The organism is Nocardia sp. NPDC004168, assembly GCF_040610355.1.
Taxonomy (GTDB): Bacteria; Actinomycetota; Actinomycetes; order Mycobacteriales; family Mycobacteriaceae; genus Nocardia; species Nocardia sichangensis.
The window spans coordinates 90,122-113,718 of sequence record NZ_JBEXME010000012.1 but is presented as its reverse complement, the minus strand read 5'-3'; the positions used below and the strand labels follow the sequence as shown (position 1 = coordinate 113,718).

The following is a 23,597-nucleotide window of genomic DNA, read 5'->3' as shown; positions in this document are numbered from 1 at the left end:
GCGTAATGGCTGGAAGTCCGATGCGCAAGGTCGCGCTGCGCAATCTAGCGGCGCACAAGGTGCGGCTGGCGCTGACCCTCTTGTCGGTGGTGCTCGGCACCGCGTTCATCGCGGGTTCGTTCGTGTTCACCGACACCCTGCAGAGCACATTCGACGGAATCTTCGCCAACGAGGCGAAGGACGTCGACGTTCGGGTCAGCCCGAAAGAACGTCAGGCGCAAGGCGTTCCGAACAATGTGGTGGACGAGCTGGGGAAGTACCCCGGCGTCCGCACGGTCGCGCCGAGCGTGAACGGACCGGTGGTGCTGCTCGATCCGACCGGAAAGAAGGCCGTGCAGACCGGCGGGGCGCCGACGTTCGGCAAGTCGTACCTGCCGCCGGAGAAGGCCGTCGCGGAGCCGGAGAAGTTCCTGCAAGGCGTCCCGCCCGCCCGGCCCGGCGAGATCGCGCTCAACACCGGCGGGGCCGACCGGGCCGGACTGAAGATCGGTGACCGCACCAAGATCCTCATCCCCTCCCAGGCCGATCCGATCGACGTGACCCTGACCGGCATCTACGAGGTTCCCTCCGACACGGGTGGGTTCATCGGCGTGCTGTTCGACGACACGCAGGCGCGCAAGCTGTTCACCGACGGCCTGCACGTCGCCTACGTCGACTTGGCGGCCACCGGCATTCCCGGCGACGAGTTGCGCGACAACCTCGCCAAGGCACTGCCCGGCTACAAAGTGCAGAACAGCGATCAGGTGCGTGCCGACCTGAAGAAGGAAATCTCCAACGCGCTCAACTTCATCAACTACTTCCTGCTCGCCTTCGGCGCGATCGCGCTGATCGTCGGCACGTTCATCATCTACAACACGTTCTCGATGATCGTCGCGCAACGCCTGCGGGAGCTCGCGCTGCTGCGCGCGGTCGGCGCGAGCAGGCAGCAGGTCGGCACGTCGGTGGTGGCGGAGGCGTTCGTCATCGGGTTGATCGGCAGCGTGGTCGGCCTCGTGGGCGGCGTCGCCCTGGCGTTCGGATTGTCGGCGGTGCTCAACGCCTTCGATCTCGGCTTGCCGACCGGATCGATGGCGGTGCGGCCGCGCACTGTCGTGGTCGGGCTGCTGGTCGGCCTCGCGGTGACGATGGTCAGCGCCTACGCGCCCGCGCGCCGCGCCTCGCGCATCCCGCCCGTGCAGGCCATGCGCGAGGAATTCGCGTCCATCGGGGAGTCGCTGCGCCTGCGCACGATCTTCGGCGCGGTGCTCGCGGTGCTCGGCGCGGTCCTCGTCGTGCTGGGCGCGCAGCGCACCGGTGGCACGGCGGCCGCCACGGTCGGCGTCGGCGCGCTCGGGTTGATCTTCGCGGTGCTGCTGGCCGCGCCCGCGTTGTCGCGACCGCTGGTCGGCGGGCTCGGCGTGCTGGTGCGCCCGTTCGGGCCGATCGGTCGCATGGCGCGCAACAACGCGTCGCGCAATCCGCGCCGCACCGCCGCGACGGCCTTCGCGCTCACGCTGGGTCTGATGCTCGTCTCGGCGATCGGCATGCTGGGCGCTTCGGCGAAGGAGAGCGTCGGCGTGCTGGTCGACAAGGGCGTGCGGGCCGACTACGTGCTGGCGGGCCCGCAATTGCTCGGGGTGCCGTTCGGTGCCGCCGACGCCGCCCGGATGAAGGTGCCGAACGTGGCGCAGGTGGTCGGAATGCGGGGGGCCGCGTTCAAGCTCGGCAGCGATCAGGTGTTCGCGTCCTCACCGGACGGTCCGCTGACCGGTGTGCTGAACTACGAGATCGTGCGCGGCAGCGACACTCTCGGCGCCAGGGACGTGCTCGTGTCCGAGGACGAAGCGAACGACCGCGGCTGGAAAGTCGGCGAAGAGGTGACCCCGACCAGCGTCGACGGCAAGAAGGTGCCGCTCACCGTCACCGGTGTGTACAAGAAGAACCCGCTGCTCGGCCCGATGGTGGTGTCGCAGACGGTCTACGACGAGGTCGTCCCGCTCAACTTCCGGACCAACTTCCTCGTGCTGATCAAGGCGCAACCGGGCGCGAATACCAGCGCGATGCGCGCCGACCTGGAGAAGGCCACCGAGCAATTCGTCGTGGTGCAGGTGCAGGACCGGGAGGAATTCAAGGGAGCGCAGGGCAAGCAGATCAACACCCTGCTGGCCATTCTCTACGGCCTGCTCGCCTTGGCGGTGGTGATCGCGATCCTGGGCATCGTCAATACTTTGGCGCTGTCGGTGGTGGAGCGCCGCCGGGAGATCGGCATGCTCCGCGCGGTCGGCATGCAGCGCGCCCAGGTGCGCCGGACGATCTATCTGGAGTCGATGCTGATAGCGGTGTTCGGCGCGATCGTCGGCATGGTGCTCGGCCTGGGACTCGGCGTCGGATTCCTGCGCACGCTAAGGGATTTGGGTCTCGACCAGATCGCCATCCCCTGGAGCCAGCTGGTCCTGGTCCTGGTCAGCTCGGCGGTGGTCGGAGTACTGGCCGCGCTGTGGCCCGCTGTGCGAGCGGCGCGCACACCACCACTGGCCGCGATCGCTGATCTCTGAAAAGCCGTGCGGCGCACAGTATTGTGCGCCGCACGGCCGGTCGAGGCCGTGCCGTGAGCACAGTCCTCGAGTTGCTCAGGCTGGACGGGTGAACTCGTCGACACGGACAGCGCTGGTGAACGCGTCCCAATCACCCGGAGCGAACACCAAGGCGGGACTGGTGGGATTCTTGCTGTCACGAACCCCGACCATGCCCTGTGCCAGGAAGGCGACCTCAACGCAATCCTTGCCCATCGAGCTACGGGTGCTCTTGAACCATTTCGCCCGGGAGGGGTCGATGTTCATCCTGCATAACTCCCTTGCTGCCCGCCTGAGCAGGTCACGCGCTCAGTTCAGTGCCGAACCGCGCTGATGAACGCATCCCACTCGCCGGAGGTGAACACCAGTGCCGGGCCGGTTGGGTTCTTCGAGTCACGGACGCCGACTCCGTCTTCATCAAGCCATGCCACCTCGACACAGTCGGTCTGCCCGCTGCTATGGCTGCTCTTGAACCACGTCACCCCAGATAGGTCGGCGTTCACGCTGAGTAACTCCTTGCCACCCGCCTGAGCAGGTCACGCGATTGTGTCTCGTTCAGTGCTGTGCTCCGGATGGTCGAAGCAATGCCATGGTAGCGCCGCAGGTCATCGGCGTGCTCCAGGTACAGGTCCGGCTTTCCGGCCCCTTCCAAGTAGACGAGTGACGGCTCCACGGGCCGACCTTTGGTGTCGGTGCCGAAGTCGAGAATGACGAATGGACCATGCAAGAGGCCCACGGCGCAGCCGCTCGCGAACGGGCAGATGCGCAGCGAGATATTCGGAAGTTTGCTGATCTCGGCCAAGTGGTGCAGTTGGGCTGCCATCAGACGAGGATGACCGATAACCCGATGCAGCGCCGATTCATGCAGCAGCAGTTCGAGTTTCACCGGATCGGCCTTTCGGGTCACGATCGTTTGGCGCTTCATACGCAGTTCGACCCGGCGTTCGATGTCTTCTGGGCTGCTGTCGTGGTAGAACGCGCTGATCAGTGCTCGAGCGTAATCGGGTGTCTGCACCAAGCCGAGAACGATCTCGTGGTAAGCGACCAGTTGACGCGCCGAGGCTGCGAGCTCGACGTACATGTTGAAGGTCGAGTCACTGTAGAGTCCGCCGAACGCTGTGTACCACGAGGCGGTTTGCGCCTGTTTGGCGAGTTCGACCGCGCGGTCGATGTCGTCGGCCTCGACCTCGTACAGCTCGCACAACGCCTTTATGTCGCGGATGCGGAATTTCTTCACTCCGCCGGTCTCGGCGCGTTGCAGCGCCGTCTTGCTGAGTTCTACGAGATGAGCCGATCTATCGAGCGATAGCCCACGTCCCTCCCTAGCCTCGCGAAGGAAGCGGCCCAGCTGCCGTCGGGCCAATGTCGACGGTTGGTCGTCGGTGGTCATAGTTCTGTGCACCCCCTGCAAAAGCGGAACGAATTGAAATCGAACGCGGACGCGACTGTACGTCGGAGCCGGAACGAACTGTGGGCATTCGGTCGAATTCAACTCGAACCGTCCGAATTTCGCTGATCCGTGGCGCGCGCATGCTGTGCTCGTCGCGGCGTCTCAGCAGACAGCGCACATCGGTCGGACGCCGTACGAATCGCCACAGCAAGGATCCAGGGAGATCAATGACCTACGCGAACGTAATCGAACCGCCCATCGGGGGCAGGCCGAAATCGTTGGGCTTCATACGGAATGACCTGTCCGGCATCCATGCCCCACGGCATGCAGCCGAGGTGCGGCAGCATGCGCACGGCCTGGGATACCACTACGTGTACACCGTTCGTCCACCGGTCGATGTGGACAGTCCGATCGAGTACGCGCTCGGTCTCGCGGCGGAGTTCGGTGTGGAAGTGATCGTCGTGTTCGATCTCGGGCATGTGGATGACCGACCGGCCTTGATCTGTGACAGGGGATTCGATCTCGAGACCGTCAGCCCGCAGGGCAAATGGACGCGTTCGGCTCCATCTGTGCCCGGTGCGGCGGTAGAGGGGGCGTGATGGGTATCGAGACCGTTGTGGACGTGCCGGTGATCTGTGATGACGCGGATGTGGAACTCGCCCATCGCATCATGCAGGAGCATCACGCATGCCGCATCGACCTTTGCGCATGGAAGCGGACGGCGTTTCACACGCTTGTCGTCCGTGGCCGGATCGTGCCGCAAACGCTCAGTCCGCGTGAGCGTGCTGCCGAAAGGAATATTCCGTTTCCTCCGATCGGCGGTGCCCCTGCGTCGGTCGACGCCGTGGTGGCGCCGCCCACGTTGCGGCAAGTGCTGGACATGCTCAATCGGTCCGTCCTATCGCCAGGGCAGGAGGTCGCGCCGCCGCTCGAGGGGGTGTGATGCTTTGAGCCTGTGGGATCTGGTGTGCGGTGTCGCCGCGACTGCCGGCGGCGGATCGTGCGTCGCCCTCGCGTTGGCCTGTCTGTGGCCGGCCGGTTCGCCGCGACGCTCCGTCGCGCACCGACGCCTCCCCGCCGCGGGCAAGGTGGCGGCGTTCCGTTGGCCTGCGGCGTGGACCTGTACGGCACCGCCGGAGCCGTTCGCGGTAGCCGAAGCTCATGTCGCCATGCAGCGGCACCGGGAACACGGGTGTGCCCGCAAACGCGCCGCCTGGGATGTGCTGGTGGCCGCAGGGCGGATTGTGCCGGATTCACACCGGCGGAATGAGAAGCCGTGAATCGTTCGATCGGCAAGGCCCCGGCGCATTGGGCGGCAGATGGTGCTGAGAGGCGAATCCGCTGATTCGGCTCGCCGTCCGACCACTCGTTGTCCAGCATGTGGTCCCAACTGGCGAGGAGGCAGGCGCGCTGGAACACCGAGGCGGGTCGCACGATGTTCGACCATATCGCCCGCCGATCCCGGCAAGCCGCATCGCGCGTCGAACGGCTGGGGTCAGTGGCCACACCGCGTCGGTCGTCAGCTGATGCATCTCGCGTGCCGGGCGGCGCGGTCGATGATAGCAGGAATCGCGAGATCGCTTGTCCTTCAAGCGAACTCGACTTGATGACGGGCGGCTGTATACCCCGTCACATCTTGCTGAAGTTGTCCGTTCGGTAGTGCTAGTTTAAACGGAGGTTACCACTCCACTTAATTCTCGGTAAACGGCCTGATTCAACGGGGAAGGAGGCCGCGCGATGGTCGCTGTGGACTTCGGGGGTCCGGGCGCCGGGCTCGAGCTCGCGTCGGGCGGAGTCGTCGAACGGGTGCGCGCGGCCGTGCGCGGTCGCGGGGGCGAGGCGGTCGGGCAGCTTCTTCTCATCACCGTGCTCTACCTCGGCTATCGCGCGGGCCGTCTGATCACCGCCGACGACACGGGGCGTGCCCTGGTCAACGCACACCGCTTGCTCGGACTCGAAGACCGGCTCGGCCTGCTGGACGAGCAGACGGTGCAGTCGTTGTTCCTGAACCGCGAATTCCTCGCGGTTCCGGCCAACTTCTACTACGCCAGCGCGCATTTCACCGTGGCCGTCGGAGTCCTGCTGTGGCTGTGGACGTTCCGGCCGGAGCACTATCGCTGGACCAGGAACCTCATGGCGGCGCTGACGGGAGCCGCGCTCGCGGTGCACATCCTGATCCCGCTCGCGCCGCCGCGCATGCTGCCCGACCAGGGTTTCGTCGATCTGGCCGTGCGATACGGCCAATCCGTCTACGGCGCGGCGGATTCCGGCGGTCTGTCCAATCAGTTCGCGGCCATGCCCTCGCTGCACGTCGGTTGGGCGTTGCTGCTCGGTGTTGCCGTCGTCGCCGCGACTCGCACACCGTGGCGCTGGCTCGCCTTGGCCCATCCGGCGCTGACCACGCTCGTGGTGGTGGGTACCGCCAATCACTACTGGCTGGACACCATTGTCGCTGTCATGTTGCTCGCGGTGGCCGCCGTACTGCATCCCCTCGTGGTGCCCGCGGCGGCCACGGCGTGGGGCGTGATGGGTCCCGTTTCGTCGAAACCCATGCTGACCAGCTCCTGACAGTCCATCACGCACCCGGCGGCGCTGACCGGAAAAGCGCTCCGTCGCGCGTACGATCGCAGAGCCGTCCTGTTCGCCCATCCGGACAAGGAGTTGCCATGGAACCGATGACCATCGCGGATCTGCTGTCTTCGCTTGCCATCCAGGTGTTCGCCCTGTTGGGCGGATTCCCCGGGGGTTACCCCGGCTGATCCGTTGCCGCTACTTCCGCGCCGCTCTTCATCGCGGCGAGTGTCTCCCGCATGAACGCGGGCATGGTCCGGCCGACGAGGGCCGATACCAGTGGTCGCAACGGGACCGCGGTGGGCTGGAACGAATAGGTCCAGGTCACCGCGGTCCGTCCGTCTTGATCGCGGAACGCGAAAGCGCCGTCATGGGACGTTCCTCGCCGACTTGCTGTCGCGAATACATGCGCGGCCGGGAACGGGACGGTGTTGTCTATTTCTCGCCGGAACCCTGATGCCGGGATTCCTACCGTCGATGCAATGGAAAGCGAACGGATCCCGGATGCCGGGAATGCTGAGTTGCGGGCGCCTGTCGTGTGGTTCATGGCGCTGGCGGCCGCGCTCGGGACGGCGAGTGTCTACCTACTGCAACCGGCCGTCGCGGAGGTTGCCGGTTCACTGCACGCCTCTACGGCGGCGACCGGCACCGCTTTGGCGTGCGGGCCGGTCGGCTATCTGGTGGGGTTGGTTCTGCTCGTGCCGCTGGTCGACCGGTTCGCGCCACGGGCCGTGGTGGCGGCCCAGTTCGTGGCGCTGGCGGTTGCCTCCGCCGCTGGTGCGGTAGCGGGATCACCTTGGGCCCTTGGATTCGTCATGGGCCTGGTCGGGGCGGGGTCGGCGGTCGGGGCCCAGCTGAGTTCGGTGGCGGGGCGTTTCGCGCAGCGTCGTCGGCGGGCCACGGTCTTGGGTATCGTGACCGCGGGCATATCTGCCGGAATCCTCGCCGGGCGCATCATCGGCGGCTGGCTCGCCGACGTGATCGGTTGGCGAGCAATGCTTTTCGTATTCGCTGTGCCGTGTGTCGTGGTCGCGGCGGTGTCCTTGTCCACCCTGCCGACCGCGTGGGGTCGCACGTATGCCGGATATCTGGATACGGTGCGCGGGATTCCCGGGCTCTTCGCCCGCTTCGCCGCACTGCGCCGGGCGGCGGCACGGGGAGCGCTGTGGTTCTTCGCGTTCTGTGCGATCTGGGCAGGTCTCGCGGTGGCGCTGTCGCAGCCTCCGTACTCATATTCACCCGAACGGATCGGCCTGTACGCCTGCGCCGGACTCGCCGGTGTCCTCGCGACTCGGATCGCCGGCGGATGGACCGACCGGGTCGGCCCGCGAAACGTGATCCTGGTGGGGCTCGCGCTCGCCCTTGTCGCGACGGTTGTCCTGGGCGTCGCCCTCTCGAACACTGTGGTGACCCTGGCCTCCCTCGGGCTCTTCGATGCCGGACTGTTCGCGGCCCAGGTGGCCAACCAGAGCACGGTCCTGGCCATCGACCCGTCCGCGCCTGCCCGCTTCAACAGTGCGTATATGTCTGTGTACTTCGTCGGAGGCAGCCTGGGAACCGCATTCGGCGCCGCCGCCGTCGGCTGGTTCGGCTGGCCCGGTCTGGTCGCCCTCGCTGCGGTCGCCACGGCCGCGGCGGGCGGGGTCACCCTGGCCGACCGGCCGCGGCGGCACGCGGCCACGCAGCCTGCCCGATGAGCGCCTACGGTGCGAGTTCGCTGCCACCCGGCTCCTGGGATCCCCCTGCCTCCAGGGTCCGGCGCATGACAGCCGACGCCTGTTCGACGAACTCGGCTATCGGCACAGTGAGAGCCTCGGGCAGGACATCGGTGTGCCACACGACCAGGGTCCCGCCTTCCTTGCCGGGCAGCGCCTGCATCGAGGCGTGGTGATGGGAGGAATGCAGACTGCCTCCGACGATGGAGTACGCGATACGCCGGCTCACCGGGTCGAGGTCGACGAGCCGTTCCACGACGACGGTGCCGTCGGCGAAGGTGACGGTACGGGTGTCCGCGTCGAGCCGTGCGTCGGCGACGAGACCCGGGCCGAGGCGCTCGTGCACCGCGCCGAAATCGCTGACAGCGTCCCATACCTGCTCGGGCGTGGCGTGGATGTCGAATTCTTTGTGAACGGATGCCATGAGGTCCTCCTGGTCGGGCGGCGGTGATTCGGTTGCCGTCTCAGCATTCCCGCCGGCCCAGCCGCGGGTCTTGAAGATTCTTGCGCGGCGTTTTTCGTCGTACCCTCGGCGTACGGTCCGCAGGTGCTGTCCACGACAACCGTTGCCGCCCGGCCCGAGTTCACCGTGACCACGGTGAACTGCCGCTCCGACCACACCCACTTCTCGGACCCGGAGGTCCGCGACGACCATCGCCTCGTGCTCGTGTGCCGTGGCCGGTTCCAGCGACAGTCCGACGGCGACCGGGCCGACCTGGATCCGACAGTCGGCTACCTGGGCGTACCGGGCGAAGAGGAACGGTTCGCCCATCCCGCCGGCGGCGACGTCTGCACCGTGGTGACCGTCGCGCCCGGCCGTTGGGAAGGGGCCGTCGATCCGCGAGCGGTGTACCTCGATGCCCGTATCGATCTCGCGCACCACCGTGTTCTCGCCGCCGTCCGCGGTGGCGACATCGACTACGCGTTGACCGAGGAGCTTGTCCGGCTCGTCGCACTCGCCGCCGGATGGCCGATCCCTCGGTCGCGGCCCACCGACCGGGCGCTGGTTACCGCGGCCCGCGAGGCGATCATCATCGGCGCACCGGAATCGGTGGGCCTGCAATCTCTGGCCGCATCGCTGAAGGTCTCGCCGTACCGGCTGAGCCGGGTGTTCTCGCAGCACATGGGGCTGTCGCTGACCCGCTACCGCAACCGAGTACGGGTCGGCCGGACCATCGACCGGCTCACCGACGGAGAAACCGGCCTCGCCGACCTCGCCGCGCACCTCGGTTTCGCCGACCAGGCACACCTGACCCGCACCGTCCGCGAACACCTCGGCCACACCCCCACGGCGCTACGCCGTCTACTCACGGAAACCACCTGACCGAGCCGCTGAGACGGGGCGCGGAATCAGCCTGCGCCGCTGCACCTTCCCAGGCCTCGCGCTTCCAGCCCGGACGACGGTAGCCATCGCGCCTGGCCGCCACGGTCGGTGGTGTTCTCGGCACCACTGGTGCGGGCGGCGTCACCGATGATCCGGGGATCGAGCCGGTCGCCGACCGCGATCGCGGTCCCCAACTCGACGTACCGCGGCCCGCTGAAGTCGGGGTGACAGCGCATGCGGTCCACACTGAGCAGGAAGCCGGGATGCCGCTCGACCCGGCATCCGAGCCGGTCTGCGGCCTCGTGCACCGCCGTACCGCGGTAGCTGGGATCGAGCGCCAATGCCTCCACATCGGTCGAACGGGCCATGGATGTGGGCCTCGATGTGGCCGTCGAGAGCGTCGAGGACGTCGGCCTCCTCGCTCAGTCACAAGTCGTCCCGCCTGGCAGGCCCCGGAGGGACTCGCGTCAGTGCTGGGCGGCGTTGGCGTGGGCCCAGGACTGGACGTCGCCGCGGTCGAGGGCCAGTGCCAAGAGTTCCGGGAACTTGTCGGGGGTGCAGGCGAAGGCCGGGATGCCCAGTGCGGCGAGGGCTGCGGCGTTGTCGTGGTCGAAGGCGGGGGCGCCGTCGTCGGAGAGGGCGAGCAGCACGACGACTTGTACGCCGGAATCCTGTAGCGAGCGGACGCGGCGCAGCATCTCGTCGCGGATGCCGCCCTCATAGAGGTCGGAGATCAGGACGAACAACGTATCGGCCGGGCGGGTGACCAGGGACTGGCAGTAGGCGAGGGCCCGGTTGATGTCGGTGCCGCCGCCCAGTTGCGTGCCGAACAGCACCTCTACCGGGTCGTCGAGTTTGTCGGTGAGGTCGACGATCTCGGTGTCGAAGACCACCAGCGAGGTGCGCAGCGACCGCATCGAGGCGAGCACCGCGCCGAACACCGACGCGTACACGACGCTGGCGGCCATCGAACCGGACTGGTCTATGGCCAGCACCACGTCCCGCCGGACCGCCTGAGCCTTGCGGCCGTAGCCGACCAGGCGTTCGGGCACCACGGTGCGATGCTCGGGCAGATAGGTGGCGAGGTTCTTGCGAATGGTGCGGTCCCAGTCGATATCCCGCAATTTCGGCCGGGTGACCCGGGCGGCGCGGTTCAGCGCACCGGACACCGCGGCGACGGTCTGCGCCGCGATCCGCTGCTCGATCTCCCGCACCACCTTCTCCACCACCATGCGCGCGGTGGCCTTGGTGGTCTCGGGCATCACCCGGTTCAAGCTCAGCAGGGTGCCGACCAGGTGCACGTCCGGTTCCACCGCCTCGAGCAGTTCCGGCTCCAGCAGCAATTGGGTGAGATCGAGCCGCTCCACGGCGTCGCGTTGCATGACCTCGACGACGGAGGCCGGGAAGTAGCTGCGGATATCGCCGAGCCAGCGGGCCACGCGCGGCGCCGAGCCCTGCAAACCACCGGTGCGCTTGCCGGGCGAGGTCTCCTCATCGGTGTTGTACAGCGCCGACAGCGCCCGGTCCATCGCCGCGTCGGCGCCGGAGCCCAGCCCGCCCAGTCCCTCCTCCGCGGCCGCGCCGAGCACCAATCGCCAACGCCGAGATTGTGCTTCGTCGGTCACGGCTTGTCCTCCTCGGTACCGGCGAGAGCGCCGGTGCGGCTTCGCCCCGCTGCCTTGTCACTCATACTGCGTCCGGTTCCGGCATCAGTGGGCCTGCGTGGTCGTGGTGCGTTGCTGCTTTCGGGTCCGGCCGCTGATGCTGTGTGGGTTTTCGGCAGGGGCCGTGATCCTGCGTGATTGCGCTGTGCTTCCGCTACGGAGCCTCGTGCTGTGCCCGATTTCGGCATCAGTGGAGTTCTGCGCGTGGTGCGTTGCTGCTTTCGGGTCCGGCCGCTCATGCTGTGCCGGTTTTCGGCATCAGCGGGGCGCTGCGTGGTCATGGCGTGTCGTTTCCGGCCGCACCGCTCACGCGGTGTCCGATTGCGGCGTGAGCGGGGCCCGGTGTGGTTACGCGCCGCTGCCGTCTCCGGGTCCGACCGCTCATACCGTAACCCCCAGGATCTCCGCCGCGGTGCGCACCGCGGTCGTGGCTCGATCGGCGTCGATGCCCGCGACGGCCGCCGCCGGTGATACCGCTCCGCCGTCGCGGACCGCCTGCCCGATCGCGCGGCGTTCACCCGATTCGAACGCGCCGAAGGTACGGCGCAGCAGCGGCAGCGTCTCGACGAACGTGTCGTCGCCGAGTTCGCGCAGCCAATCGTCGATGAGCCGCAACAACTCCCGATCGTGCACCAGCAGCAGGCCGCGACCGCCGAGGAATCCGTCTATCCACGCCGCCTTGGCCGCGGCGGTGGCGCCCACCGAGAGGGCGGCGGACAGTCTGCGCGCGGATTCGGCGTCATCGATGCGACCCGCGTCGGCGAGCAAACGGACCGCACGACCGACAAGCGCGCCGTGTACGTCGTCGCGGTCGGCGACCCGGCGCAATGCGGCGAGCCACTCACCGGTGGCCCAGCCGTCGTCCCTGGTATGGATGGCGGTGTGCGCCGCGTCCAGCAGACCGCGCAGATCGGTGGCGGCGTCGGTGTCCAATCCGGTGACCGCCGCGGGCAGACCGGCGCAGATACGCACCAGCAACCCATCGGCCACGTGGGCCAGCGCTTTGGTGTCGGTGCCGCGCACGTCGCCGTAACGCAGTGTGCGGATCAGGCCGGGCAGCGCGGCCAGCAGGTGGGTGACGTCGTGGTCGAGCGCCGCGGTGGATTCCAGCCGGGCGATCAATCCGTCGGTGGCGCCGCCCAGGTCGGCCAGCAGCGCGACTTCCAGCGCGGCGGTCAATTCGCCGACCGAGCGGTCGGCGCGGCTCGCGGTGTCGAGAATCTTCGCCTCCGCCGCGGTGCGGATGGTGGTGCCCCAGCGAGAGGCCTCGATGATGGAGATCGCGTACTCGGGCTGCCATCGCAGCGTCCAGGTTTCCCGAAAGGTGCCCGTGCTGCGCACGTCGCTGGTGGTGAGCGTGCCCCACTCGATGTCGAGCACCCGCAGCCGGTGTAGCAGGCGCGACCGCCGCACCTCGCGATCCTTACGCAGATCCAGGTCGACGGTGCGGATCGAGGGCTCCTGCTTCATCCGCAGCGACCGGATGGTGGCGCGCAGGTCCGCGTCCAGCGGCACGGTCGGCGTCTGCTCCGGAACGGCCCCGAGCGCCTCGCCGACGACGAGTTCGCCGATCACCAACCGCAGCATCGTCTCGTCGCCGCCGCACAGCACCGACCGGGTGGCCTCGGTCACCTCCGACAGACCGGGGAGCGGGCGACCGCGCAGCGCGGCGAGGGTGTCGGCGAGCCGGACGGCCTCGATGACGTGGGCGCTGGAGACGGGCAGATCGTGGGCGCGCAGCACACCGGCGACCTTGGTCAGCCAGCGGGCGATCGGCCGCTCGGTGGCGGTGAACAGGTGGTGGTACCAGCCCGGTGAGGTGACGCCCGCGCCGTAGCCGGAGGTCGTGGACAGCCGCGAATGCGTCCACGGCACCCAGGTGAGCCTGGTTTTGATCTTCGGAAGGCCCTTGAGCATCCGTGCGTCCGGCGCGGCGGGACCGAGCGCGCCTGCGAGCGCGGGCGCGTGCCACGCCCCGCACACCACCGCCAGCCGCATCGCACCGTCTTTGAGGGCCTTGCGCATCGTCTGGCGCATATAAGCCTCGCGCCGGAGGGTGTGGGCGTCGACCACGAGTGGTTCGGGCGGTGGTTCCGGCACGAGGGCCGATTCGGCTACTGCCTCCGCGACCGAATCCAACTCCGACGTGGAGGCCATTCGATCGCGTCCCGATTCGGCGGTCGGTCGGTCATCAGCCGGTTCGGTGCCCGCAGGCCCCTGGCGCGCCGGGCCGTCTTGCGCGGCCGACGTCGGGTCGCCATGCGTGGCGTCGCGCTCGGCGCCTTCCCGCAGCGCGCCCATCGCCTCGGTGATCGCGTCGAACGCATCCGCGTCCGGCACGGTTTCGACGACGGCGTCCCACCAGCGTTCGGCGTCGTCGTAGCCGCCCGCTTCGGCGAGCGCGGCGAGCGGATCGAACCGGTCGCCGGGCTCGTCCTCGGTCGCGAGCGTGACGCTCGCGGGCAGATCGCAAAACCGTACGGGCACCGCGTTGTCCGTGGCGTACCGCAGCGCCTGCCACTCGGGGGAGAACACAGCGTACGGCCAGAACGCGGCCGTGGCGGGGGCGTCGGGCACGTACGCCAGCAGCGCGACCGGAGGGGCCATCCCTTCGGCGGCGACGAAGCCCACCAGCGGATCGGCGTCCGCGGGCCCCTCGATGAGGATCATGTCGGGCCGGAAATCCGCCAGGGCCATCCGCAGCGAGCGCGCCGAGCCGGGACCATGGTGGCGGATGCCGAATACCCTGGTCACAGGGGCGGTTTCGACACCGGAGGTCACCCGGTGACCTCGCGGCAGGCGCGGTAGAAATCCGCCCAATCCGGTCGCTCGCGGACCACGGCCTCCAAGTACTCCGTCCACACCACCGCGTCGGCCACCGGGTCCTTGATCACCGACCCGAGCACCGCGCCCGCGATGTCGGAGGCGCGCAGCACGCCGTCGCCGAAGTGCGCCGAGAGCGCGATTCCGTTGGTGATCACCGAGATCGCCTCGGCCGTGGACAGTGTTCCGGACGGCGACTTGAGCTTGGTCCGGCCGTCGGCCGTACTGCCGGAGCGCAGCTCGCGGAAGACCCGCACCACCCGCCGCACCTCTTCGGCCGCCGCGGGCACGGTCGGCAGTTCCAGCGCGGAGCCGAGCTGCTCGACCCGCCTGCTGACGATGGCGACCTCCTCGTCCTCGCTCGCGGGCAGCGGCAGCACGACTGTGTTGAACCGGCGGCGCAACGCGGAGGACAACTCGTTCACCCCGCGGTCGCGATCGTTGGCGGTGGCGATCACGTTGAAGCCCTTCGCGGCCTGCACTTCCGTGCGCAGTTCGGGCACCGGCAGCGTCTTCTCGGACAAGACGGTGATCAGCGCGTCCTGCACGTCCGACGGGATGCGGGTGAGCTCTTCTATGCGGGCGATGGAGCCCGTCCGCATGGCCGTGAGCACCGGCGACGGCACCAGCGCCGCATCGCTCGGTCCCTCGGCGAGCAACCGCGCGTAGTTCCAGCCGTAGCGGATCGCCTCCTCGGCGGTGCCCGAGGTGCCCTGCACCAACAGCGTCGACGCACCGCTGATGGCGGCGGAGAGATGCTCGGACACCCAGGTCTTGGCGGTGCCCGGCACCCCGAGCAGCAGCAGTGCGCGGTCGGTGGCCAGCGTCGCGACCGCGACCTCCATGAGCCTGCGCGGGCCGACGTACTTCGGGGTGATCACGGTGCCGTCGGGCAGGGTGCCGCCGAGCAGGTAGGTGACCACCGCCCAGGGCGACAGCCGCCACGACGGCGGGCGGGGCCGGTCGTCGGCGGCGGCGAGGGCGCGCAGCTCGTCGGCGTACGCCTGTTCGGCATGGGGGCGCAGCAGATCCGGCGTCGGGTCGGTGGTGGTCATCGCAACTCCTCGAGCATCATCGAGCGGTTGTTGAGGTCATGGGCGAGCTGGTCGAAGGCCCGCTGCCAGGCGGGATCGTCGCATTTGCGGGCCACGGCGGACAGTGTGGCGGCGGCGGCGACGGGGAGGTGGACCGAGGCCGCGGCGAGCAGCGAGCGGTGCGCGTTCGGTGACGCGCCGTGCGTCTCGGGGCGCCGCGCCGCCGCCCGCGCCCGCTCGAACAGCAGCAGCACCACGTGTTGGGCCAGCGCTTCCGGCCACGGATGGCCCATCGCGGGCAGCAGCGCCTCGATCTCCGACAGCCAGGAGCCGTCCAGCCGCACCAGGTGCGCGGTCCGATCCGGCAGCGGTAGCAGCGCGAACAGCTCCCGTCTGCGCAGCATCGCCAGATCGGTGGGCACGCCCGCCTCGAACAATGCCCGAGCCCACGTCGAATCGTGTTGAGCCAGTGCGGCGTCCACCCAGCCGTCGAAGATGGGCTGCCGGAACCGGTCTTCGATCGTGGCGCGCACCGCCTGTTGCGGTGTGCCGAGCACACCGGTCCAGTGCGCCAGCGGCGTCGCGGCGACCACCTGCCGGAGCCGGGCCGCGGACACGTCGGGCGCGCCGTTCCAGCGGTAGGCGAATTCGATGGTGCGATCGGTGATCCCGTCGCGCTGCGCGGCGGCGTCGGGCCGGTCGGGCAGCGTGAGAACGACGTTCGTGTGCAGCATTCGGTGCTCGGCGCGGATCCACGCGCTCGCTCGGGCGCGCATCCGCTGCGAGAACGCCGATTCCGGCAGTAGTGCGAGCAGTCCGGCGGCGGTGCGGCGCACGTCCGCGCGCCGGTCGTCCAGCGCCGTTTCCAGCAGGGGCTCGTCGTCCGGGCCGAGCCCGTCGGCGAGCACGGCCAGCAGTTCGGCCTTCAGCGGCCCGGATTCCTTCGGCCACGCCGCGGCGAGCTCCGCCCTGGCCGCACCCGCGTCGCCGCGCCGGAGGTCGGCGAGCCAGTCGCGCCGCTCGGGTGGCCGACCGAACAGCCAAGTGTCCGTGGACCGTTCGACGGGCAGCCGCACCAAGTCGCGCCGATCCGGATGCCGGGCCGCCAGCCAGCTGCCGCGTGTGCCCGCGAGGCGTAGCAGCGGCTCGCGCAAACCGGCATTGATCTTCGCGTGCTCGAGCAGTTGCTCGCACAGCACGACCGGCGCCCGGTAATCGTGCGGCCGCGCCGCGTCGAACCATTCGGGCAGGAACGCCGAGCGTTCCCGCAGCATGCGTGCCAGGCGCACGGCAGCAGGGCGCGGCAGCGACGGACGGGGATCGTCCGCCGCGGGTTCCGGTGCCGCGGCAGTGGCGGGCACGACCCCACCCCGAGTGAAAAGGTCTTGTAGGGCGGCTGTTTCGAGCAGTCGCAACGCGGGATCATGGGGCAACCGGTCGGCCACGCGTGCGACCGCGGGCGCGAGTGCGGCGAGATCCGGGGCGCGGCGCGCGGTGCCGAGCAGCGCGACGGAGGTGAGGTCGGCACTCCCGGTCGGCCCCGCGGGCGGAGTCGCGTCGGGCACGAAGGTCTCCGTGGGTGCCAGATCGATCACCTCCCCCGCGGTGAACACCGAAATCGGCTCCCATCCGTCGGCGCTCCACTCGCCGACCACCGTCACCGGATGACCGCCCGAGACGGCCAGCAGCGTCCACGGTTGTTCGCCCGGCCGGATCGGCAGCGCGCTGCCGCCGGATTCGGTGAGGTACCAGCCCTCTTCGGTGCGGGTGGGTATCACATCGGCCAGCAGCATCGGCCACGAGCGCAGCCACGGATCGGCGCCGAGCGCGGACGCGTGCGCGGCGAGCGCGGCGGCGATGGTGGCGGGGTGGTTCGCGTCGGCGGGCAACGTGGTGAACGGTTCGACCGTGCCGTGCCGCTCGCCCCACAGCGCGCGCAGCGGCGCGGCGCCCGGGTAGAAATGCAACTCCGCGTCGGCCAGTTGACCCAGCGCGGGAACGTCGGCGGGGAAGCCGGGGGAGCCGAAGGAATGGTCGACCACCAGCGCCCAGCGCCTGCTCTCCCGCCCGTACAGCCAGGTGCGCCGGGTGTAGAGGCGCTCGTCCTCGATGATCCGCGAGCCGAACACCATCCACCGATCACGCACCGGAGCCTCGGCGCGCACCGCCTCGGCCGGATTGGGGTAGCCGACATGGGTGCGGATGCTGGCGCGCAGCGCGGGCGATACCGCGTCGAGCTGCCGGTGCGCGGCGATCAACAGGTGCATGCGCGCGTACTCGCGCAGCACCACGTCGGGCCAGTCGGTTCTGGTGGCCACGGCGGCCGGGAGCCTGCGCAGAGCGGAGGCGAGGCCGGGGGCCTGCGCGTCGACCATCCTGGCGGCCACGGCCTCGAAGGCGCGATACGAGCGATCGGCCTGCGCGAGCCCGGTGCGTACCTGATCACCGAGCCAGACGTCGAGTTCCTCCAGCCCCGCCGTCACCCGCACCCGGCGCTGTTCGGCGGTGGCCGGATTCGGGGTGCGGGGCCGCTCCGCGGTCGCGGCGGCCCGCGCCGTACGGCCGCCGATCCACGCCGCCGCGTAGTCCGCGGTCTCCGGTGCGACGGCGACCTCGCCCGCGGACCAGCGCAGCAACAACGACAGCGCGTGTTTACAAGGAAACTTGCGGCTCGGGCACGAGCACCGGTACGCCGGACCGGACAGGTCGACGATCGTCTGATAGGGCGTGGCGCCGCTGCCCTGGCACCGGCCCCACAGCGCCGGGCCGTGCTGCCCGCACTCGCGCCAGCGACCCACCAGCTTGCGGGCCGCCGAGAGCGAATTCGCATCCGGCGCCAACGCCGTGACCTGGGCTTCGGTCCACTGCGTCGTCATCGGCTCGCTCCGGCTCGCTGCTGCCTCATCGCCTTCCTTCATTGCTCGGTTGACCGGATTTCTACCCCAGCGCACCGACAAGTACCGCCGCCGGCGCCGCACTGCCCTCGGAACCGCTTGTCCCGGTGCCGCATTCGTCTTTCGAACGAATCTTGCGCCGATCGGTGCGCTCTGGCATTCTGTCCTGTTCGGCTCGACCGAGCCACCCGGACCGGGTGTAGACACCATCGAGGCTGCCCGCCGGGGTTGGCGCGAGGGGTGGACATCGAGACATGGCGCAGGCGTTTCGATGACCATATATCCATCCCCGCGGGCAGATTCGCTCGGGCGCGGTGGGCGATTCCGGCGTGATCGGGTAGCGTTCCGCACAGCTTCGACAAGGCGCCGTGCACGGGGTCGGAGGACGTGTTGCGGCTCGATGGTGGAGGGGTTTTTCGCATGCGCCTGGATCCCGACGCTGTCGACGCCGCCGGTTCCACGGACGCGCCGCCCCGGCTGTCGGAGGTGGTGACGAGGCGCCTGGCCGAGGATCCCGCGGTCACGCCGTCGGTGACGCGGACCGTGTTGCGCGCCATCGGCGCCGCCGAAACAGAGGACGCGTCAACGGCATTCGATCACTCCGGGATCTTCCTCAGCGCCATCCGGGTGTGCGGTTTCCGGGGTATCGGCCCCGAGACGACGCTGCAACTGCCGCCCGGGCCCGGCCTCACGCTCGTGGTCGGCCGCAACGGCAGCGGCAAATCCAGTTTCGCCGAGGCCGCGGAGTTGGCGATGACCGGAGGGAACCGCCGGTGGGACGGTCGCTCGGCGGCGTGGCGGGAGGGCTGGCGCAACCTGCACGACGGCACGGCAGCCCGCATCGAGCTGGAGTTGCTCACCGCCGGTGCCGCGCCGCGCCTCACCATCGCCAAGGAATGGGCGGCCGACGCGGACCTGCCGGACGCGCACTGGACCCAGCGGTATCCGCCCGCGCCGCCGACGGGATTCGACACCGACCGGTGGGCGGCCCAGCTCGAGCTCTACCGCCCCTTCCTGTCCTACAGCGAACTCGGCGCGCTGGTGGACGGGAAACCGAGCGACCTGTTCGACGCGCTGCACCAGCTGCTCGGTCTCGACGAACTCACCCTGGCGCAGGAACGGATCCGGATGCGCCGCCTGGAGCTGGAACGCGCCGTGCGGGATTCGCGTCAGGAACGCCTGGAACTGCTGGAGCTGCTCGCGTCGGTGGCCGACGACCGCGCGGTCCGGGTCGCCGGGCTGCTGCGGCCCGCCCAACCGGATCTCGCCGCGGTGGGCCGGGAAGTGCTCGGCGCGGTGGACGACCCGACCGGACCGGACGGCCTGCGCGCCATCGTGCGGCTGGCGCTGCCCGAAGACGCCGAAGTGGAGGCGGTGGCCACCCGGCTCGAGGAATGGGGCGCGGCGCTGGCCGCGGGAGCCACCGCCGACGCCGAAGCCGATCTGCGCCTGCTGGAACTGCTGCGCAAGGCGCGGGAACACCATGCCGCGAGCGGGCCGTGTCCGTGCCCTGTGTGCGGCCGCGGCGCACTCGACGACGCGTGGGCGCGCGAGACCGATGCTGCCATCGAGCGGCTGACCGCCCGAGTCGACGCGCTCACGACCGCGCGGATCGAACTCGGCAACGCGGTGCGGGCCGCTCGGGCGCTTCCCGACCTCGTTCCCGCCGAATTGGATTTCGATCCGCGCAACCCGCCGTCGGTCGACACCACGGCGGTGCGCGAGGCCTGGGCCGAATGGGCCGCGCTGACCAACACCGAATACGCCCCGGACCTGCCCGCCCGGCTGCGCGCCGCCCACGCGCGACTGGTCGACGAACTCGACCTGTTGCAGAAGGGCACCCGCAAGGAACTCGACCGCTTGGACGAGGTGTGGACGCCGCTGGTGCCACGGATCGTGGCCTGGCTGGAGGGCGCGCGCGAGGTGGCCGCGCACGCCGCGGAACTGCGCACCGTGAAGAAGGCCGAGGACTGGCTGAAGTCGGCCACCGCGGGTCTGCGCGGCGAGCGCATGACGCCGCTGGAGACGACGGCCCGGTGGGTGTGGCGCACGCTGCGGCAGCAGAGCAACGTCGAGCTGGGCGCGATCCGTTTGCAGGGCAACGCGGGCACCGCGCGCCGCGTGCTGCTCGACGTGACCGTCGACGAGGTGGACGGCGCCGCGCTTGGCGTGATGAGCCAGGGTGAGCTGCACGCGCTCGGTCTCTCGCTGTTCCTGCCGCGCGCCACGGTGGAGCAGAGCCCGTTCCGCTTCGTCATGATCGACGACCCGGTGCAGGCGATGGACCCGGCCAAGGTGGACGGCCTGGCCCAAGTACTCGCCACGGTCGCCTGGACCAGGCAGGTGGTGGTCTTCACCCACGACGAGCGCCTCGCCGAGGCGGTGCGGCGGATGCAGCTCGACGCGACCGTGCTGGAAGTGCAGCGCCGCGACCGCTCGGTGGTCGAGGTGCGGGTGTCCAGCGACCCGATTCGCCGCTATCTGGACGACGCCCGCGCATTGGTGCGCACCCCGCAGTTGCCCGCGGCGATCGCCGACGAACTGGTGGCCACGTGCTGCCGTTCCGCGGTGGAGGCGGCCAGTCTGGCCAGGGCGCGGCGCACCCTGCTCGCCGCGGGCATGGATCACGCGGAAGTGGAACGCCACATCGATGCCGCGCATTCGACCCGGTCGAAAGTGGCGCTCGCGGTCTTCGGGGTCGGCAGCAAGGTCGACGACTTGAACAAGAACCTAATCGCGCGCGAAGGACGGTGGGTGGTGGACGCATTGCGCGACGCCACGGCGGGCGCGCACGTGCCGATCGGGCGCGATATGCGTGAGCTGATCGGTGAGACCGAGAAGTTCGTCGCGTGGCTGGCCCGGTGAGGCGCCGATGAGCGGGCGGCGTCGGCCGGTCGGCGCACGTCGTGGACCCGCGGGCGGCGGGCGCGCGGCCAGGCACGGGCAGCGTGGGCCGAACAACGGCGCGCAACGCTCGCGAGCGAATCGGCCGTCGGTCGCCGAGCGGCTGGAAACCGTGGATCTGTTGCTCGCCGGATCGGTGACCGCCGCGGGCGGGCTGTGGTCCCGCGCGACGGCCTGGATTCTGCGGATCGCTCTGGAGCAGGCCGTCGACGAACTGTGGCTGCGGCTGGCGCCCCCGCTGGTCCGCTGTCCGATGCGGGCACAGCTCATCGCGCTGCGCGCCTTCGCGGGACCGGACGTGGCGGCGCGCGTGGCCGTGCTCTGGGCGGCGCTGTCGCGCGCCGCGCACCATCACGACTACGAACTCGCGCCGAGCGTCACCGATCTGCGGCGCTGGCGGGAGCAGACCGTAGCCTTGGCCGAGGACCTGGCGGCGGTGCGGGCGCGCCGGGATTCCTGACACAGGTCGGAAGGGCGCGGAATGAACAAGGCACGGCGCTGCCCGTGTGGGCGTGGCGAGGCATTCGAGGACTGCTGCGGTCCGGTGTTGAGCGGCGAGCGTCCCGCTCCCACCGCCGAAGCCCTGATGCGGTCGCGCTACACCGCGTTCGCGGTGGGCGATGTCGACTATCTGCTGCGTTCGTGGCATCCGCGCACTCGCCCGGCCGCCTTGACCCTCGATCCCGCCCAGCGCTGGTTGTTCCTGGAAATCACCCGGACCGATCGAGGTGGACTGTTCGACGACACCGGCACGGTGGAGTTCGTCGCGCACTACCGCGACGCGGGCGGTCGCGGCGCACTGCACGAGACCAGCCGGTTCACCCGATCCGACGGCGCCTGGGTCTACCTGGACGGCACGCACGACGACTGAGCGGTAGCGTCAGCGGGCATGGCACGCGTCGCGATCGAGTACTGCACCCAATGCCGCTGGCTGCTGCGGGCGAGCTGGATGGCGCAGGAATTGCTCAGCACCTTCGCCACCGACTTGGACGAAGTCGCGCTGCTGCCTGGTTCGGGCGGGGTCTTCCGGATCACCGTGGACGGCGAACAGATCTGGGAGCGCAAGGCCGACGGCGGATTTCCCGACATCACGGTGCTGAAGCAGCGGGTGCGCGACCGGGTCGCACCCGAGCGCGACCTCGGTCATGCCGACCGGCGCGAGTGAGACCGCGCCGGGAACTCAGCCGCAGCAGCCGCCACCGCAGCAGCCGCCGCCCGCAGGGGGCGCCGCCGGGGTTGGTGCGGGCGCGCTCGCGCCGCCTCGGGAGACGGTGGCGAAGGTGGTCAGCAACTTGACCGTGTCGTCGTGGCCGATCGGGCAGGTCGCCGGCGCGGCCGACTCCGCCATCGGACGGGTCACCTCGAACGTGTCACCGCAGCTGCGGCACCGATAGCTGTAACTCGGCATCCGCTCAGTTTAGGGCCTGTGCCGCCGGTGTGTTCGGATCGGCCTGCGCCAAATGCTTCGCAGCCGCGGGCCGCGTCCGTAGCGTGGCTGGGCAGCGCGGCGATGAAGAGGTGACGGCGATGGCGGACGGCAGCGCGGGAGCGGTACTTCGAGCGTTGCTCGAGCTGGGTCCGGCTCCGCGCAGTTCGATCGCCAGACACGCGGGAATCTCACCCGCCACGGTGACGTGGCAGACTCGCGCGTTGCTGGAGGCGGGGTTGATCGTCGAGCTGCCCGAGACCGCCGGCGCGTCCGGGATCGGCCGACCGCATAGCCCGCTGGCGCTCGACACCGCCGACAACGTGGCCATAGCGGTGCACATCGCGGCCACCCACACCACCGTCGCCGTGGTGGACATCGGCGGCACGCTCCGGCAAACCACGAAGGTGCCGCACCGCACGCACGCCCCGTACGACATCCTGGCCACCGCCGCCGCCGAGGTGTGCCGGGTCCGCGACGAGTCCGACGGCCTGCGGATCGTGGGTCTGGGCGTGGCTACCGGCGGCCGGGTCGACCGAACGGCGGGGTCGGTGGTGGACCATTCCTTCCTGCGCTGGCGTGACGTCCCGGTGCGGGAGTATCTCGCCGCGCGCACCGGATTGCCGACCCAGCTCGACAGTCACACCAGAGCGCTGATGCACGCCGAGCAGCTGTTCGGCCGCATGGGCGCGACGGCGAGCTCGGTGGTGCTGTTCGTCGGCAACGTGATCGATGTGGCCATCGCGGTGCACGGGCAGGTGCACTACGGGCCGCGGTCTGGAGCCGGATCGATCGAGTCGCTGCTCGGCCTGGGCGCGGGAAAGAGCGCGGGCCCGCAGGGGGGTTCCTCGCTCGACGACTACTACTCCGATCATGCGCTGCTCGAGCGCTGCGGCGTGGCGTCGACCATGCCCGAATTGGTGGCGGTGGCGGCCGAAGGCGCGCCCGTGCGCGGGCTGTTCCTGGAGCGCGCCCGCGTGCTCGGCCGGGTCGTCGCGGCGCTGATCGATCTGCTCGATCCCGAATCGGTGGTAGTGGTCGACCGCGGCCGTCGCGTCGGCGGCGTGTGGGAGGCGTATCTCGCGGCAGTACGCGAACATTCGCTGTTGTGTACCGACCCGGCCGAACTGGTGGTCGGTTCGTCGTTCGAGGGGCGAGTCCTGGAGATGTCCGCGTGCGCGGTGGTGCTGCACAGCCTGTTCCACACTCCGCTGCGCGCGCTGGAGGCTGCCGTTTGACTCCGACTTATTTTAAGTAGAACGAATATTGACGTGCGGCACGGTTATTCGGGAAAGTTCTT

At 69.6% G+C, this 23,597-nt stretch carries 22 protein-coding genes; 11 read left to right on the top strand and 11 right to left on the bottom strand.

Going from position 1 to position 23,597, the window contains the following annotated elements; translation table 11 throughout:
- The first annotated feature begins 5 nt into the window (after positions 1-5).
- A complete protein-coding gene (locus tag ABZW96_RS22070) occupies positions 6-2,534 on the top strand; it encodes an FtsX-like permease family protein (RefSeq protein ID WP_355077230.1) in 2,529 nt (842 codons plus the stop codon).
- A 75-nt stretch (positions 2,535-2,609) separates the two neighbouring features.
- Here ABZW96_RS22070 and ABZW96_RS22065 read toward each other — a convergent pair whose 3' ends face one another.
- Genes ABZW96_RS22065 through ABZW96_RS22055 form a run of 3 tightly spaced genes read right to left on the bottom strand, consistent with a single transcriptional unit; the run spans position 2,610 to position 3,942 of the window.
- Positions 2,610-2,819: a DUF397 domain-containing protein gene (locus ABZW96_RS22065; protein ID WP_355077228.1), complete on the bottom strand. Its 210-nt coding sequence runs from the start codon at positions 2,817-2,819 to the stop codon at positions 2,610-2,612.
- Between the two features lie 47 nt (positions 2,820-2,866).
- Positions 2,867-3,055: a DUF397 domain-containing protein gene (locus tag ABZW96_RS22060; protein ID WP_355077227.1), complete on the bottom strand. Its 189-nt coding sequence runs from the start codon at positions 3,053-3,055 to the stop codon at positions 2,867-2,869.
- Positions 3,052-3,942 (bottom strand): helix-turn-helix transcriptional regulator, encoded by an 891-nt coding sequence (locus tag ABZW96_RS22055; protein WP_355077226.1) that lies wholly within the window; start codon positions 3,940-3,942, stop codon positions 3,052-3,054. Before ABZW96_RS22055 ends, ABZW96_RS22060 begins: the two co-directional genes overlap by 4 nt.
- 227 nt (positions 3,943-4,169) lie before the next feature.
- Between ABZW96_RS22055 and ABZW96_RS22050 the strand changes: the two genes are divergently transcribed.
- The 3 genes from ABZW96_RS22050 to ABZW96_RS22040 all read left to right on the top strand — a co-directional run bounded on the left by ABZW96_RS22050 (position 4,170) and on the right by ABZW96_RS22040 (position 6,510).
- Complete coding sequence (locus ABZW96_RS22050; RefSeq protein ID WP_355077224.1) at positions 4,170-4,541, top strand: hypothetical protein; 372 nt, start codon at positions 4,170-4,172, stop codon at positions 4,539-4,541.
- Positions 4,541-4,885: a hypothetical protein gene (locus ABZW96_RS22045; RefSeq protein WP_355077223.1), complete on the top strand. Its 345-nt coding sequence runs from the start codon at positions 4,541-4,543 to the stop codon at positions 4,883-4,885. Before ABZW96_RS22050 ends, ABZW96_RS22045 begins: the two co-directional genes overlap by 1 nt.
- Before the next feature lie 794 nt (positions 4,886-5,679).
- The gene (locus ABZW96_RS22040; protein WP_355077221.1) at positions 5,680-6,510 is read left to right on the top strand and encodes a phosphatase PAP2 family protein; all 831 of its coding nucleotides are present in this window, start codon (positions 5,680-5,682) and stop codon (positions 6,508-6,510) included.
- Between the two features lie 178 nt (positions 6,511-6,688).
- On the opposite strand, the gene ABZW96_RS22035 is transcribed toward ABZW96_RS22040, so the two are convergent.
- Positions 6,689-6,841 (bottom strand): hypothetical protein, encoded by a 153-nt coding sequence (locus ABZW96_RS22035; RefSeq protein ID WP_355077219.1) that lies wholly within the window; start codon positions 6,839-6,841, stop codon positions 6,689-6,691.
- A 154-nt stretch (positions 6,842-6,995) separates the two neighbouring features.
- Here ABZW96_RS22035 and ABZW96_RS22030 point away from each other — a divergent pair, with 154 nt between their 5' ends.
- Complete coding sequence (locus tag ABZW96_RS22030) at positions 6,996-8,210, top strand: MFS transporter (RefSeq protein WP_355077217.1); 1,215 nt, start codon at positions 6,996-6,998, stop codon at positions 8,208-8,210.
- A 4-nt stretch (positions 8,211-8,214) separates the two neighbouring features.
- On the opposite strand, the gene ABZW96_RS22025 is transcribed toward ABZW96_RS22030, so the two are convergent.
- On the bottom strand, positions 8,215-8,652 hold the full coding sequence (locus tag ABZW96_RS22025) for an SRPBCC family protein (RefSeq protein WP_355077215.1): 438 nt from the start codon (positions 8,650-8,652) through the stop codon (positions 8,215-8,217).
- Positions 8,653-8,775: 123 nt separating this feature from the next.
- On the opposite strand from ABZW96_RS22025, the gene ABZW96_RS22020 reads away from it, so the two are divergent.
- Entirely contained in the window at positions 8,776-9,552 is a 777-nt protein-coding gene (locus ABZW96_RS22020) for an AraC family transcriptional regulator (protein WP_355077213.1), read from the top strand.
- A 26-nt stretch (positions 9,553-9,578) separates the two neighbouring features.
- Here the strand turns inward: ABZW96_RS22020 and ABZW96_RS22015 are convergent, their stop codons facing one another.
- From ABZW96_RS22015 to ABZW96_RS21995, 5 genes are all read right to left on the bottom strand, one after another.
- Positions 9,579-9,920, bottom strand: coding sequence for a DUF3626 domain-containing protein (locus ABZW96_RS22015; RefSeq protein WP_355077212.1), 342 nt, complete (start codon positions 9,918-9,920; stop codon positions 9,579-9,581).
- Positions 9,921-10,019: 99 nt separating this feature from the next.
- Positions 10,020-11,177 (bottom strand): VWA domain-containing protein, encoded by a 1,158-nt coding sequence (locus tag ABZW96_RS22010; RefSeq protein ID WP_355077210.1) that lies wholly within the window; start codon positions 11,175-11,177, stop codon positions 10,020-10,022.
- A 420-nt stretch (positions 11,178-11,597) separates the two neighbouring features.
- Positions 11,598-13,997: a DUF5682 family protein gene (locus tag ABZW96_RS22005; RefSeq protein ID WP_355077208.1), complete on the bottom strand. Its 2,400-nt coding sequence runs from the start codon at positions 13,995-13,997 to the stop codon at positions 11,598-11,600.
- Positions 13,994-15,094 (bottom strand): AAA family ATPase, encoded by a 1,101-nt coding sequence (locus ABZW96_RS22000; RefSeq protein ID WP_355077206.1) that lies wholly within the window; start codon positions 15,092-15,094, stop codon positions 13,994-13,996. The genes ABZW96_RS22005 and ABZW96_RS22000 overlap by 4 nt, the downstream gene beginning before the upstream one ends.
- Entirely contained in the window at positions 15,091-17,949 is a 2,859-nt protein-coding gene (locus ABZW96_RS21995) for an SWIM zinc finger family protein (RefSeq protein WP_355077204.1), read from the bottom strand. Before ABZW96_RS21995 ends, ABZW96_RS22000 begins: the two co-directional genes overlap by 4 nt.
- Positions 17,950-18,387: 438 nt before the next feature.
- Between ABZW96_RS21995 and ABZW96_RS21990 the strand changes: the two genes are divergently transcribed.
- Genes ABZW96_RS21990 through ABZW96_RS21975 form a run of 4 tightly spaced genes read left to right on the top strand, consistent with a single transcriptional unit; the run spans position 18,388 to position 22,036 of the window.
- Entirely contained in the window at positions 18,388-20,832 is a 2,445-nt protein-coding gene (locus tag ABZW96_RS21990; protein ID WP_355077202.1) for an AAA family ATPase, read from the top strand.
- A gap of 7 nt (positions 20,833-20,839) precedes the next feature.
- Positions 20,840-21,331, top strand: a complete 492-nt coding sequence (locus tag ABZW96_RS21985; RefSeq protein ID WP_355077200.1) for a hypothetical protein — start codon at positions 20,840-20,842, stop codon at positions 21,329-21,331.
- A 21-nt stretch (positions 21,332-21,352) separates the two neighbouring features.
- Positions 21,353-21,742, top strand: a complete 390-nt coding sequence (locus ABZW96_RS21980; RefSeq protein ID WP_355077198.1) for a YchJ family protein — start codon at positions 21,353-21,355, stop codon at positions 21,740-21,742.
- Between the two features lie 18 nt (positions 21,743-21,760).
- A complete protein-coding gene (locus tag ABZW96_RS21975) occupies positions 21,761-22,036 on the top strand; it encodes a SelT/SelW/SelH family protein (protein WP_355077196.1) in 276 nt (91 codons plus the stop codon).
- A gap of 15 nt (positions 22,037-22,051) precedes the next feature.
- Here the strand turns inward: ABZW96_RS21975 and ABZW96_RS21970 are convergent, their stop codons facing one another.
- A complete protein-coding gene (locus ABZW96_RS21970; protein ID WP_355077194.1) occupies positions 22,052-22,279 on the bottom strand; it encodes a zinc ribbon domain-containing protein in 228 nt (75 codons plus the stop codon).
- Positions 22,280-22,398: 119 nt separating this feature from the next.
- Between ABZW96_RS21970 and ABZW96_RS21965 the strand changes: the two genes are divergently transcribed.
- Positions 22,399-23,535, top strand: coding sequence for an ROK family transcriptional regulator (locus ABZW96_RS21965; RefSeq protein WP_355077192.1), 1,137 nt, complete (start codon positions 22,399-22,401; stop codon positions 23,533-23,535).
- The last annotated feature ends 62 nt before the right edge of the window (positions 23,536-23,597 follow it).